Origin of the sequence: Phaeodactylibacter sp. (assembly GCF_022763345.1) — a bacterium.
Taxonomy (GTDB): domain Bacteria; phylum Bacteroidota; class Bacteroidia; order Chitinophagales; family Saprospiraceae; genus Phaeodactylibacter.
This window is the reverse complement of record NZ_JALEGS010000068.1, coordinates 103,082-117,235: the sequence shown is the minus strand read 5'-3', so window position 1 is coordinate 117,235 and position 14,154 is coordinate 103,082. Positions and strand designations below refer to the sequence as shown.

At 51.1% G+C, this 14,154-nt stretch carries 8 protein-coding genes; 7 read left to right on the top strand and 1 reads right to left on the bottom strand.

All coding sequences use genetic code 11. The features are described 5' to 3' along the window. Positions 1 to 65: 65 nt before the first annotated feature. The 6 genes from kdsA (at position 66) to MRY86_RS18990 (ending at position 5,278) form a co-directional block, all read left to right on the top strand. Positions 66 to 881 carry a 3-deoxy-8-phosphooctulonate synthase gene (gene kdsA, locus MRY86_RS19015; protein WP_293568814.1) on the top strand — a complete coding sequence of 272 codons (816 nt, stop codon included), beginning with the start codon at positions 66 to 68 and terminating at the stop codon, positions 879 to 881. Between the two features lie 182 nt (positions 882 to 1,063). After that, positions 1,064 to 1,507 (top strand): hypothetical protein, encoded by a 444-nt coding sequence (locus MRY86_RS19010; protein ID WP_293568812.1) that lies wholly within the window; start codon positions 1,064 to 1,066, stop codon positions 1,505 to 1,507. Positions 1,508 to 1,635: 128 nt separating this feature from the next. Next, the gene (locus tag MRY86_RS19005) at positions 1,636 to 2,202 is read left to right on the top strand and encodes a hypothetical protein (protein WP_293568810.1); all 567 of its coding nucleotides are present in this window, start codon (positions 1,636 to 1,638) and stop codon (positions 2,200 to 2,202) included. Beyond that, a complete protein-coding gene (locus tag MRY86_RS19000; protein WP_293568808.1) occupies positions 2,195 to 3,763 on the top strand; it encodes an FAD-dependent protein in 1,569 nt (522 codons plus the stop codon). Before MRY86_RS19005 ends, MRY86_RS19000 begins: the two co-directional genes overlap by 8 nt. Positions 3,764 to 3,817: 54 nt before the next feature. Beyond that, complete coding sequence (locus MRY86_RS18995) at positions 3,818 to 4,237, top strand: DoxX family protein (protein ID WP_293568806.1); 420 nt, start codon at positions 3,818 to 3,820, stop codon at positions 4,235 to 4,237. A 498-nt stretch (positions 4,238 to 4,735) separates the two neighbouring features. Then, positions 4,736 to 5,278 carry an RNA-binding protein gene (locus MRY86_RS18990; RefSeq protein ID WP_293568804.1) on the top strand — a complete coding sequence of 181 codons (543 nt, stop codon included), beginning with the start codon at positions 4,736 to 4,738 and terminating at the stop codon, positions 5,276 to 5,278. Positions 5,279 to 5,603: 325 nt separating this feature from the next. Here the strand turns inward: MRY86_RS18990 and MRY86_RS18985 are convergent, their stop codons facing one another. Further along, positions 5,604 to 12,485 carry a T9SS type A sorting domain-containing protein gene (locus MRY86_RS18985; RefSeq protein WP_293568802.1) on the bottom strand — a complete coding sequence of 2,294 codons (6,882 nt, stop codon included), beginning with the start codon at positions 12,483 to 12,485 and terminating at the stop codon, positions 5,604 to 5,606. A 275-nt stretch (positions 12,486 to 12,760) separates the two neighbouring features. Here MRY86_RS18985 and MRY86_RS18980 point away from each other — a divergent pair, with 275 nt between their 5' ends. Then, the gene (locus tag MRY86_RS18980) at positions 12,761 to 14,131 is read left to right on the top strand and encodes a sigma-54 dependent transcriptional regulator (protein WP_293568857.1); all 1,371 of its coding nucleotides are present in this window, start codon (positions 12,761 to 12,763) and stop codon (positions 14,129 to 14,131) included. The last annotated feature ends 23 nt before the right edge of the window (positions 14,132 to 14,154 follow it).

The following is a 14,154-nucleotide window of genomic DNA, read 5'->3' as shown; positions in this document are numbered from 1 at the left end:
CCATACCGGGCCTTACGGAGTTTTGATAAACGACAACCTGACAAAACTCCCGCAAGTAAATAACTATGGAATTGAAGCACATTCCCAAACTGAAATTCGCTGACGGACAATCCTTTTTCCTCATCGCCGGCCCTTGCGCCATCGAAGGGGAAGATATGGCTTTTGAAATCGCTGAGCGAGTCAATGCCATCTGCGAACGGCTGGAAATCCCTTACATTTTCAAAGGCTCTTACCGCAAAGCCAACCGCTCCCGCATTGATTCTTTCTCAGGAATCGGCGACGAAAAGGCGCTGGGCATACTGAAAGCTATCGGTGAGCAATTTCAAATTCCGGTCACAACGGATATCCATACCGAACCAGAAGCGGCACTGGCTGCACATTATGTGGATGTGCTTCAAATCCCGGCTTTCCTTTGCCGCCAAACCAGTCTGCTGGTCGCAGCGGCTGAGACCGGCAAGGTGGTTAACATTAAGAAAGGCCAGTTTCTGAGCCCTGGTGCTATGCAGTTTGCTGCTGATAAAGTCCGGGCGGCCGGGAACGAGCAGGTCCTGCTTACTGAACGGGGTACCACCTTTGGCTATCAGGACCTGATCGTTGATTTTCGGGGCATCCCAACGATGCAGTCTATTGGAGCACCTGTAGTCCTGGACTGTACGCACTCCCTGCAGCAGCCCAATCAGACTTCCGGGGTGACCGGTGGCCGGCCCGCTATGATCAGTACCATCGCCAGAGCGGGCATCGCTGCTGGTGTGGACGGGCTGTTCATAGAAACGCACCCCAAACCGGCTACAGCGAAGTCGGACGGTGCAAATATGCTCCCGCTTGATCAACTGGAGCCGCTTCTTGAACGACTCGTTAATATCCGAAAAGCCATCATTTAAAACCATCTGGCAGGCAGCGTTTTTGACATAAGCCCGGTCTGTATTATAAAGCAGCGATTCTATTCTGCTGTTGGATGCCATGCGCTCAATCAATAAATCGCAAAACGATACACCGGCTATAGCTTGTTTTTGAAAAGAAAATTGTGTACTTTATTACCAAACCCAAACCAAAAGGAGGAACTATGAGAAAAAGCAATATCTACAATTCCACACTGACCATCCTCCTGCTGTTCGCCACCACCACCCTGATCGGGCAACAAGTGGAGAAGACGTTGGTCAAATCCTTTAACTTAGGCGGGCTACAAACAGTCTCCCTGAATGTTGAAGCTCCCGTAGAGGTCGTTGACTGGGATCAGCCCTTCATGCGCGTGCAGATGCACATTGAGCTTGACAGAGGCTCAGAAGCTTTGTTAAAATCACTCGTGCGCGCCGGCCGGTACAACCTGACCGCCGATGAAGCAGAAGGTACTTATAGCATCGTGGCCCCTAATTTGGGCCGGGAAATCAAAATAGGCGGCCAACCTCTAAATGACCGGATTTCATTTGTCATTAAGAAGCCACGCAGTGTTGCCTTTACGCCGGCACAGCGTGAAGAAATAACCGAGGAGACGGCCTCCTCACTGTAAACTCAGAGCGAGCAACTTTTAAAAAGAGTTGAACGTTATAAGAGGTGTGTTGCCACTGTGGCTGCACACCTTTTATTTTTGCCAGAGCTATGTTCCCATTACCTTTGGCGCTCAAATTTGCAGAATCAATGAGAATCGGATGGATAATAATAGGGTTGCTCCTGTTGGGCAATCCGGCTCAGGCACAGCTTAAAAAGACCCTTCATAAGGTTTTTGAAGTCCCTGAAACTGCCAACCTGCTGGTATTCAATATCTACGAAGGTGACTCCTACGATGTTATTCCCTGGGCGGGCAACACGATAATGACGGAAACACAGGTAGAGATGTCCAAGGCCTCCCGTGGCGTATTTGACTTCTTCCTGGAAGAAGGGCGCTACGACTTCATCACGGCCCCTCAGAGCGACAGCCTGATCATCAGCAGCAAAGATTTACTACGCCGTGTGATTAAGCTCGAAGACGTGGAAGCGATTGAGAAGGTGCATAGCCGGATTTACATCCCCGATTACTTTTTGCAGCAGTCAACCACCGTTTGGGAACGGCCGGAAACACAACAAGAGCAGCAGCCCCAGCGCAAAAAACTTAATCGGGAAAAAATGGACGTGGACAATCAGCTGCGCGAAGCGGTACTGCCCAGCCCAGCCGATTCTACCAATACAAGCACTGCACCCCGTACGCAGAACGACGACAATGATTAAAGAGTTGGAACTTAAGCTGAGCCCCTCTGAAGCTCAAGACGAATCAATTATACGCAACCGGGCGATACAAAAATGCCGCCTGCCTGCAGATACCGTTGAAGAGGTACGCCTGCTCAGGCGGTCAATTGATGCACGGGGCAAGCAGCCGGCTATCCGGTTGCGCGTAGCCGTTTACGCGGGCGAGCACTATCAGCCGGAGCCCGCTATCCTCGACCGCTTTCGGATGGTGGATGAAGCTCCGGAAGTCATTATAGTGGGTGCAGGGCCTGCAGGCTACTTCGCCGCCCTTGAGCTTATCGAGCTGGGATTGAAGCCTATCGTATTTGACCGGGGAAAAGACGTCCGTGCCCGGCGCCGCGACCTCCGCGCCATTCAGCAATTTGGGGAGGTCAACCCTGATTCCAACTACTGTTTTGGAGAAGGCGGTGCCGGCACCTATTCGGATGGCAAGTTGTATACCCGTTCTCATAAGCGTGGCAATATCGAAAAAGCCATGCGCCTGCTGGTGGAGCATGGTGCCAAATCCGATATTCTGATTGATGCCCACCCGCATATCGGCTCCAACAAGCTCCCCAAGATAGTAGGCAATATCCGCTCTACCATTGAGCACTACGGCGGGCAGGTGCACTTTAACAGCAACGTTACCGATTTCCTCATTGAGGACGGTGCCATCAAAGGCGTAACCGTTAACAACGATACAAAGCATACCGCAGCGGCTGTCATCCTGGCAACGGGGCACTCTGCACGGGACATTTACTACTTGCTTCATCAAAAGGGGGTCAGGCTTGAAGCCAAGCCTTACGCCCTTGGTGTGAGAATTGAGCACCCCCAACCGCTTATCGACCAGATACAGTACAATCAGCGGCAGCGGGAGGCAGCACTACCGGCTTCCAGCTACCGGCTGGCCTGTCAGGTGGGCGACCGGGGCGTTTTTTCCTTTTGCATGTGCCCAGGCGGGCTGGTAGTCCCGGCTGCAACGGCACCGGGAGAGCTTGTCGTCAACGGGATGTCTATGTCCAAACGGGACTCCCCCTACGCCAACTCAGGCACAGTAGTCGCCGTTGAACTTGAAGACCTCGTGCCATTCCAACAATACGGCATTTTCGCCGGGCTGGCTTTCCAGCAAAGCGTTGAGCAAGCGCTTTTCAACCATGGAGACGGCAGCCAGCAAGCGCCTGCACAGCGCCTGACTGATTTCGTGAAGGGCAAAGTGTCCGCCAATCTGAATGGTTCCTCCTATATCCCTGGGCTTTACGCTGCCCCCCTGCATGAACTGCTGCCAGCTTCCATTGCCGACAAGCTGCGGCAGGCCGTCCAGGTTTTTGGCCAGAAAATGAAAGGGTACTACTCTGAAGAAGCGAATGTGATCGGTACGGAGAGCCGGACAAGCTCGCCAATCAGGATCCCCCGGGACCGCGATACCTATATGCATAACGAGGTCAAAGGCTTCTTCCCCGCGGGCGAAGGTGCAGGCTACGCAGGCGGTATCATCTCTGCGGCAATGGATGGTCAAAATGTAGCTCGTGCAGTAAAAAAATTCTTGGTACCTGTGCCGCGATAAGCTCGTTCATCTCCTAAAATACCATACCTTGCGGCCTCTAAAAAATAACAGCCGATGAAAGATATTCTGGATTTGTTGGGCAGAGGATTGTTGGCCTTTATTTTTTTATATGAGGCCTACGACTCCATTTTCTACTATGAAGCCACCAAACAGAAGATGACGGCCTACGGCCTGGAATGGCAGCAAGACCTCCAACTTGTAGGCGCTATCATTTTGCTCACGCTGGGCGGCACGCTGCTGCTTATTGGCTACCGTACAGGCCTCGCGATGTTTATGCTCCTTTGCTATTGGATTCCCGTTACCTTTATTGTACATGCTTTTTGGCTGGACCCGGAACCAGAACGCCGGATGCAGTCAATTATGTTTATGAAAAATATTGCCATCGTGGGCGGGCTCCTCATGGTCTGGGCAAACGGTGTCGGCAAGTACAGCATCAAACGATTGTTTGCCACCACACATGTGCCTGGAAACTAATGGCGCACATCGCAAAATACAAAGCTGCTGGGTTTGAGCTGCGATAACCCCCCGGTAGGTGCTTCTGTCCAGGAGGTGAATTGCCTGCCATTTACGGCGCTTTCTTCTGTACATTTTTGACTTGACTTGATTTTTATTCCGAAATTATCCTATATTGAGTGGGTATTTATACAACGTAATAGAAAGGTTTGTACGCCCGGTAACTGAGGAAACGTTGCACAATGCATTTAGCCGATTCATTTAAGCCATAGTAATAACCGATGCACATTTAACCACATCATGACCGCTTAAAAAATACCGCATAGTTAGCTATATTTAACATCAACCAGCCTTATTAAGCCAGCCTTTTGTTGACCGCCCCTGTTTAAAGGCTTCCAATTAACTCAAGACTGATGCAATAAGACGCTTTTCGCACCGTGTGTGCGCCTGGTATACGAGGGTATTGAGCCCTAATTTTCATTTTAATCTTTTACTAATCACTTTTTCAACTTTTATGTGATGAATATTTTTGTTGCTAAGCTTAATTTTGACACAGACAGTGATGGTCTGCGCGCTGCTTTTGAGGCTTACGGAGAGGTGGACTCCGCCAAAGTCATTAATGACCACTTCACCGGTAAATCCCGTGGCTTTGGATTTGTAGAGATGCCCGATGATGAGCAGGCCATGAATGCAATCGAAGCGCTCAACGAGTCAGACCTGGACGGCAACACAATTGTGGTGAAAAAAGCAGAGCCTCGTGAAAAACGTGGCGGCGGCGGACGCGGTGGTTTCGGTGGCGGCGGCGGTGGCCGGGGCCGGGGCGGCTACGGCGGGCGCAGAGATGACTACGGTGGCGGGCGCGATCGTGGTGGCTACGGTGGCGGTGGCGGCGGAGGCCGCAGAAATGATTATGGCGGCGGGCGAGACCGCGGCGGCTACGGTGGTGGGCGCAGAGATGATTATGGTGGAGGGCGTGACCGCCGCGAGCGCGATGACTACAGCGGCGGACGGCGCGACGATTACCGCCGGGACAATAACCGGGATAATAACGACCGGTATTAATAAAAAATACGATAAGCAGGTGAGTATTACATAGACTTGCTTACCCTTAATAATCTAATTTCAGGGGGTGCCTTTCGAGGCATCCCCTATTTTTTTCCGGCATACCACATATAGCGGGGCAAAAATAAAATACACAACTTTCAAAAAGCTTTTGCCCCAACATTGCACAAAACGCTCCCTCTGGTTGGTTTTGTGCAACGTTGGAACAAAACCAGTTGTGCATTTTATTTTTCGAGAAGCCCAAAAAAAGGCCAGGCGCACATTCCGTACGCCCGGCATCATCATGAAACACTATATTTATCGTTTGGCAAAGGAGCCTAAAGCCTTAGTCTGCCAATATCATCATGCGTTTTGTCGCTACATGCGTTCCGGCCTGCAAAGTGTACTGCAGCACGCCTTCGGGCAGGCCCGCTTTATTCAGCGTGACCGCATTGTACCCCTTTTGGCCATCCTGTTCGATCGTCTTGACCACCCGGCCCGCAATATCGCTGATGGTCAGCAGGTAGCGCGCAGCCTCAGGTAACTCAAACCCGATTACGGTTTCGTCTCGGAAGGGGTTCGGGTAGTTCTGGTGCAGTTCGAACCGGTCATTGGCATTCGCACCGTTAATCCGGCCGTAAAACGCCAGGTCGAACGCATACAGGTCGCCGCGCTCGCTGTAGGCTTCTGCAATGGTCACCCGAGAGTTTGTCCGCATTACTTCACTTAGGATCAGATTTGACTTTGCTCTCAGCTTGATGGAGAATAAGACATCATTGGGTGCAAAGTAATCAGCCAGCTCATCATCTGATTTATTCCAGCTCAGCGTTACCATGCCATGACCGGTGAAGGAGGTACCAATATACTTGGAGTCCATACGGCCGGGCATTACATCCAATAGTTCCACTGCATCCTCTTCAAAAAACAGCGTTCCCTGGTAACCACCTACGGACTTGATGTCCTCAGAGGTAACATAGATGGTATGCTCATCACCGGCTTCCAGTCGACGGTCTTCCAAGTTAAGGACGAAGACACCGTCGAAGTCCCGCTCATCAATACCTACCAGGTTGTTAGGCTGGGCATCGCCATTGACATCGCCAATCTTAATTGCTACAAAGTCGACATTAGCAATTCCCGCCTGCGGTATATCATTGATGTTCAACACTTCAGGAAACTGCTCTGCCCAGGGGTCGGAAGGGTTGGGGAAGATATAATCTGCCTCCACAAACCGCCAGCTGGTATTGTTGGTCAGTTCAATTTCGTCACCCAGGATGAGTTTCCGCAGTACGATCATGTCAAGCGTGGACACATTTCCCGAGTTGTTGACATCCGCTGCAATAATCTGGTAAGGCGTGCTGAAGGGCTGAATGCCCAGAATGTGCTTGTTCATGAGCAGGAGGTCGAAGGTGGAAACGCCATTCAGGTCATCGCCATCCCGAGACGGGGTAACGGTGTAGTCCTGCCCGGGCGTGAGCCCTTCAAAGGTGAAGGAACCATCTGCGCCGGTCACCAGCCATCCGCCGTTTTGACCACTCAGGTTAACTTCCACTTCCTCCACATGGGCGCCTGCCGGTGTTTCAATACTGCCGGCAGCCGCGGCAGTAGGTTGAGCACCGCTGCAATAATTCGCATTATCCTGCACGAAAAGGAAGGTTTCACAGCTGGTGTTGTTACCCACCGGGTCCCAGGCGTAGACTTCTACCATGACCAGGCCGGTGTCTGCACAGCTGAAATAGATGCCTGTGCTGTCCACATTAGGCTGATCGCCCAGGCGGTTGATGGAATAGGTGACTTCGCCAGAGCAGTCTGTAAGATCGCCGATCACAAAGTCATCTGCCCATACATCACCGATACCGCTGTCTGCTATGCCATCGCCATCAGAGTCGTAGGCATCCAGCTCTACTGCCAGCCCGTTCAGGCAGGACAGGGTAGGTGTTGCACAATCTACGACTTCAAAAGGCAGGCTCTGTACCGTGCTATTGCCGCAGCCATCGCTTACCTGCACCTCAAAGCGGTGGCTGCCGATTGGGAAGGGCCCGCTGATTTCGTAGCTCGGGAAGTTGGCTACTACCATATCGGTTAGGGTAAGCTCCATATCCAACGTACCATCGTTTCCGGCATCCAGAAATACCCGCACTTCCAGGATATCATTATTGGCCGTACCCATCACGCAATCGTCGCTAACGCTGAAGGTATAGTCTACCTGCCCTTCGCAGGTTTCGTTGTCCAGGCTGCAGAAAGGCGAAGCCGGTGTAAAGTTGATCGTTGGCGCAGCTTCATCAAAAACAGAGATAATCTGTGTGTACTGGTAGAAACCGCCATCGTAGTCTGCCCGCTGCCAGTAGTCGTCAAAGCCCTGGCAAAGGTTCTCGCTGGCAAGCGGATTATTGTTAGGCTCCGTTTCGTCATTATCGCGGTCGATGTAGGTAAAGCCATCCGGGCGGTGCAGGACAAACACGGCTTCTTCGCCATTCTCTGTATCGCAGTCCGGATCACGGCTCACGATGAAGGGATCGCTTACGCCATCGTACTGGCACCAGTTCATCACTCGCCAGGTGCGGTAAATTTTGTAGCACTCCCCGTTAGTGGGTTCAAAGATTTCATCTTCAGAGCTTACGGCAAGCATATCGCAACCCAGAGCACTATAAGTAACTGTATCCGCCTGAGTGGCTCCGCAGACCGCCGCATTATCTGCCGGGAATCGAATTTCATAATTGTGCACCTGCTCTACGGTGATCAGCTGCTGGCAATCACCAGTGCTCACATTACCGAAGCCATCGGTGGCGGTGAAACGGCGGAGGATAGTGCCAGCATTGCAATTCATATTTACAATAGGAGTCAGCTCTGTAGTGGTGGCACCGCAGTTGTCATTAGCAGTAGCTGCCCCGAACAGCTGCTCAAGCGCTGCAGGGTTTTCTGCGTCAAAAGCCAGTGGCAGGTCCGTGCAATCAACGGTAACATCTGCGGGAGCAATACAGTCTGGCACAGCAAGTTCACCTGGTACTACCTGTACCATACAGGTGTTAATGTTGCCATTGACATCTACAACCCGCAATTCTACCATAATGGGCTGCCCGGCATCGCAGCAGAAGAAGTCTACGTAGGGGCCAAAGTTGGAGAAATCGTTCCCACAGCTTGCGGTTTGATTGTTGTAGCCATTGCGGCGGACCGCGAGGTTTTCCACACCGCAGTTGTCCCAAGAGCCATTATTGATGTCTTCAGCGTAGACGCGGCCGTAATCCTGTCCGCCAATGGAGACCACAGTATTCTGATCACAAACTGCGGTAGGCGCTACATTGTCCTCCACTACGAATGGGAAAAAACGCGTCGCACTGTTGCCACAACCATCCGTGACCGTATAGCGGAAGTAGTAGTCACCAATGGGTATGCCAGATACTACCCGGCTCGGAGCATTCCAGCCTATAACACGCACCACTACGGTATCTGTTTCTGTAGCGATCAATTGACCGTTGTTGTCAAAAGTGCTGTCGATGTCTTCCCGTACAATAGCGGTATGCACTTCATAGTCGGAGCAATTTTCCTCCACGACCGGAAGGGGTGCCTCAAAGGCGGCCTCACAGCTGAAAGGGCTGTTGGAGAAAACGGGCATATCAATTTCGCCGTCCCCGTTGTAATCAATATCAGGCGCGGTTACGATAGGTGCGGAAAAGTCGCCTACCTTGATCCATTGCTGATAGGTATAGAGTGTGCTCATGTCGCACCAGTCGAATATTTGCCAGGTGCGGACAAACTTATAAGCACCCGCACACAGTGGAATCTGAGCGCCATCCTGGAAGGTCGCTGCCACGTCGCAGAAGGCGTAATCGAGCTCTACTACCCCAAAGATAGTATTGATGTAAGGATAGCCCGTGACCGTTGGCGAGGGGTAGCCATTAGGCAGTGTCGCATAAGTCGCCTGGCAATCTATAGGCAGGTTATTAGGAGGCAGATTGACATCAATTTCAGGGTCAGGTCGTTGCAATGTAATGGTCTGTACCGCTGTAGCACTGTTACCCGCTGCATCAATCGCCGTGAAGGTCCTTGTAATGACCGTGACGCCGCAGTCGCCTCCAATATGGTTATAAGTATCCTCAAAAGTGAGCGTCACCTCCCCGCAGTTATCTTCAATTACAGGGGAACCGGTGTACTGAAGGCTGTTTGGATTATTGAGCAGGGAGTCCAGGTCTTCACAAAACAGCGGCTGATTGTACGTCACTGGAGCAAGGGCAAAGGGTGAAAAAGTAACAGTCTCCACCATCGCTGAGTTGTAATTGGTGTCAAAAAGCCCAGCCTGCCCTGGCCCGTTTGCCAATATAGTGTAGGTGTAGTTACCAGTCTGCCCGGGTTGCTGAGAGCTGGTGAGCAGGGTATAGGTAGTACCTTCATTCAGCAGTACATTCAATGCAATGTAAGGAATGCCTGTGCCCGATGTGCCTTGCAGATTTGTACCCTCGGCAACGATATTGTGACAAGGGTTGGAGGCACTGTAGCTGCCTTCGAAAAGCGCCATAGCAACCAGCCCGTCCGCAAAGTCGGAAGACACCAGGAAGGTGTAAAAACCGGTTGCATCCACTTCCACTGTTTGCAGATTGTAGTAGCGGGTACCGTTGCTGCTCAAGCCATCCAGGCAAATGTAAGTGGGTGCATTTAGTGTAGGCATAGTATCTGACAGGTTACCCTGCAATACAAACCCGTTGGTGCTAATAATGGCCTCGTCGGTATCAGCAGGAGCCGTAAGTTCCGGTGCTTTGTTATCAATGCCTTTCACGTAGCCCCAGCAGGGGATAAAGCCATTGCCCACATCCACACCCGGTGCCAGTTCAATTTCGTAAGAGAACAATCCGTGCCCGTCGAGGATGTCCCCATTGGAAGGGTCCACGTCATCAATGCTAATGCTAAAGTCACCATCCGTAAGGCACCCGAAGTTGCCATCGAGCACCATGTCCGCGGTAATCAAGCGCTGGCACTGCGTATCTGTAACTACGTTAATTTGATCATTGCATGCCAGGTTAACCAACTGAGCGGTGTCTTGTGTGATCCCGATACTGAAAGACTCCTGCCGGGTATTGTCGTACGCATCAGTGGCTATGATATTTACTGTGTACAGACCAGGGTTAAGGTTGGCACAATAGGTATCGCCTACGGTGTTGGTCACCGGAAATAAAGAACCTCCGGAGCCAATGAGCTGAATGAAGGGGGTTACCTCATCGGAACAGTCATCCACGGCCTTCACCTGAAAGCACACTTCCGTCAGGCTCTCTGCGCAGGCATTCAGGTGCTGCTGCAGGTTCTGGTTAGGGTAAATGATGATGGGCGCAATCGTATCTGGCTTGTGGGTTACATTAAGCCGGGCAAATGCCTCTGTGGTATTGCCAGCGCCATCGGTGTAAATGACGAGCAGTTCTGCGCTGTCCAAATCTGGTGTCAGCAATATTGGGTAGACAAAATTCCCCTGCTCTGAAAGATCGGTATTAAAATCAAGGGCATTGCCGTTCAGGGTAGTCGTAAGGTCATTGCTGCTGATCACCTCATCGCAGTCATCAGTGATCTGCACCTGCATATTGATCCAAAGAGAATCCTGGCAGTAAGGCAAGGCATAAGCGAAGTTACCGGGCAGCGTGACTTGTGCAGGCAGGTCCGCTTCCTGCGTTACCTCCAACAGGATATTACTAACTTCCACACCCTGATAGGATACATTCACACCGTAAAATCCAGGGTCCAGGAACCCGGAAAGCTCAAAGTAGGCAAAGCCGCTTTGCACATTGGTATACCCTACATTCAAAGGCGCTCCTGTCACTTCAATATCAGGCTGCACATTAGTGCCCGGCGTGATGTTACAGTCAAAAATATTACCGGAGAAAATCACAAATGCATCCGTTTCACAGGCCGTTACCGTGTACTGTGTATTGCCGCTTACGTCCACAATCGGCGCCGGGCTGTCGCCCTGCACTACTGTGATATCGAAGCTGTAGGTAGCGGTATTGCCATAATCGTCAAAGGCTTCGTAGCCTACAGTATAGGTACCAGGAGTCAGGTAAGAACCGGAAGCCGGGCCCTGCGTTTGAATGATTTCGGCATCAACATCGCAATCGTCAATAGCGATGACAGACCAGTTGACCGGTACTTCATTATCACATGACGGGGTCTGTACCAACAGACCGTCAGGGCCCTGAAAGACTGGGGGCCGGTTGTCCACAATTTCGATTTCGAATTCGGCAGTGATCTGATTACCATCCTGATCCGAAGAAGTAATGGTGAGGAAATTCGTACCAATGGCTGCAAACCCTTCCAGTACGTAGGCATCTCCGGTATTGATTAGGTTCACACTACCTCCGGGGAATACAGCTGCATTATTGGTGAACGTTTGAATGGTGGCGCTCACCTGAGCGTTATTGCAATTGTCGCTTGTGGTAATCAGCCACAAAAACTGGAAGCCGCAATTGCCCTCTGGCAAATTGAAGGTAGAAGTGGCAGGTGGCGTAATACCGATGTTGGAGGTAATATCAAGCGATGGCATCTCATTATCTGTAGAGGCAATAGAGAAATCTATGCTTATGCCATCCACACAGCTGCCGTTCAGGTTGCACATACCTGGGTCATCTAAGGTAAGCGTTGCCGTGTAGTTTCCCACCGTCAGGTTGCTAAAGGTAACGAAGTTGCTACTTGTTGTGCTCTGCGTCATCCCGTTCAAAGTGATATTGTAGGTCGCGCCGCAGCTTTGATCGTTGACCACAAGCATGACCATCCCATCTGCTGCATCCGGGCAGGAAGTCCCTTCCGAACCGGCAACACTCAACACCGGCAGCAGGTTTTGAATCTCGTTGCCCTCAATAACGCCCTGGTTAGAGGCCGCGGTGCTGTTATTGCACTCTGAGGTCACTGCGAAGGTATAGTCTGTACCTGGTGCCAGTGAGCCGGGAGCTACTGTGAAGAAGGTATCCATCATGCTCGCAAAGTCAAGGACCGGGTTACCCTGGTTCATGATATCTGCAGAATAGGTATTTGCACCGGGAGCTGATGCCCAACTTATTGTCACCGACCCGTCGCAATTGTACTGCACCGGGTTCAATACAGGTGCCGAGCAAGTTGGCATCTGGTAAGCTTCTGTACCATTATCAGTGGCCCAAGCCTGGTTGATTGCGAAAAGCATAATCGCCAATAACAGGCTCATCAGGGGCGCAGGCTGTGGGGGGTGCTGCTTTTTACGAAGGTTAAATAAGTTGTGCATGGTTAATTGATTTTGACAATACGGTTTACAGGCAATACCGGGTCAATTGACCGGCTTGCTATCAATCGGTTAATGAATAAAGGCCCTCTCGGGCGATGAATACGGTCAGGGAGGGGGGAGCTAAAGACCGCTGACCAGGGCCGTAAAATGCCCTGCACAGAATACATTTCAACAACCGTGCCAAAAACGGCCCTTGGAGGTTTTCTCTAACCCATCGCTAGGAATTTTCCACCATAAACAATATCTTACCCATCAACCTGTTTGCTGATTTGCCCATGGATACCTCTTTTAGAATATTCGTCGTAGAAGACGATCCCACATATATGCGCATGCTCCGGTACTTCCTGGAGCTCAATCCTGATCATGAAGTGCACGTATTCGCCACTGGTGCTGCCTGCCTGGACAAACTGAACCTCAACCCTCACCTTATTTCTTTAGACTATTCTTTGCCCGACATGACGGGAGAGGAGGTTCTGGAGCGTATTAAGCATTATGACCAGAACATACCGGTCGTTATTTTGTCTGGCCAGCAAGACGTGGAAACGGCAGTCAAGCTCATACGTAATGAAGGGGCCTACGACTACATCACTAAGAGTGAGGATTTCCGGGCCCGGCTTGAGAACGACATCAAGCAGATCAAGCAAAAGATCAACCTGGAGGAAGAAGTTGACCAATTGCGCCGCGAGGTAGTGGCAAAATACGAATTCAGCAAGTCTGTGATTGGTGCGAGCCCGGCTATGCAGCGGGTATTCCGGTTGATGGAAAAAGCCGTGCGGACGAATATTACCGTTTCTATCCACGGAGAAACCGGGACGGGCAAGGAGGTCGTCGCCAAAAGCATTCATTACAATTCCACACGCCGGGACGGCAGCTTTGTGGCCGTTAATATGGGCGCTATCCCCAAAGACCTTCTGGAAAGTGAACTTTTTGGCTACGAAAAAGGAGCCTTCACCGGTGCCGCGACCCGTAAAAAGGGACAGTTCGAGCTTTCGGACAAGGGCACGCTATTCCTGGATGAGATTGGCGAGGTGGACCTCAACCTGCAAGCCAAACTACTCCGGGCGATTCAGGAACGAGAGATTGTGCGGGTAGGAGGGGAAGAGCCGATCCCCTTTGATGCCCGGATCATTATTGCCACCCATAAAGACCTGGGCGAAGAGGTCAAAGCCGGTCGGTTCAGGGAAGACCTTTACTATAGGCTTTTGGGGCTAACTATAGAGTTGCCTCCGCTCAGAGACCGTGGTAACGATGTTCTTCTGCTGGCCAATTCCTTCTTGAAGGAGTTCCGAAAACAAAACGATCTGAGCAACCTTGTACTAACCAAAGAAGCCAAGAATAAACTACTGGGCTACAGCTTCCCGGGGAATGTGCGGGAACTTCGCGCTGTCATTGAGCTCGCGGCTGTGATGGCCGATGAATCAGAAGGTATCCTTGCTGATGATATTCAGTTTAGAAGTATCCGGAAAGAAGATGCTTTCCTGACAGAAGAGCTAACCCTGGAGGAATATAAACGCCTGATTATTCATCACTTTCTGAAAAAATATGAAAATGATGTCATCAAGGTCGCTGAAAAACTCGATATTGGTAAATCGACGATTTATCGCATGCTTAAGGAAGAAAAAGAAGATGTCGAGCAGGCGGGGTAAATCACCAATCGATCAATCAGGCC

What these genes read in the sequence shown, in the direction of transcription:
- kdsA (WP_293568814.1), top strand. Translation starts at nt 66, where the DNA reads ATGGAATTGAAGCACATTCCCAAACTGAAATTCGCTGACGGACAATCC.
- MRY86_RS19010 (WP_293568812.1), top strand. Translation starts at nt 1,064, where the DNA reads ATGAGAAAAAGCAATATCTACAATTCCACACTGACCATCCTCCTGCTG.
- MRY86_RS19005 (WP_293568810.1), top strand. Translation starts at nt 1,636, where the DNA reads ATGAGAATCGGATGGATAATAATAGGGTTGCTCCTGTTGGGCAATCCG.
- MRY86_RS19000 (WP_293568808.1), top strand. Translation starts at nt 2,195, where the DNA reads ATGATTAAAGAGTTGGAACTTAAGCTGAGCCCCTCTGAAGCTCAAGAC.
- MRY86_RS18995 (WP_293568806.1), top strand. Translation starts at nt 3,818, where the DNA reads ATGAAAGATATTCTGGATTTGTTGGGCAGAGGATTGTTGGCCTTTATT.
- MRY86_RS18990 (WP_293568804.1), top strand. Translation starts at nt 4,736, where the DNA reads ATGAATATTTTTGTTGCTAAGCTTAATTTTGACACAGACAGTGATGGT.
- MRY86_RS18985 (WP_293568802.1), bottom strand. Translation starts at nt 12,485, where the DNA reads ATGCACAACTTATTTAACCTTCGTAAAAAGCAGCACCCCCCACAGCCT.
- MRY86_RS18980 (WP_293568857.1), top strand. Translation starts at nt 12,761, where the DNA reads ATGGATACCTCTTTTAGAATATTCGTCGTAGAAGACGATCCCACATAT.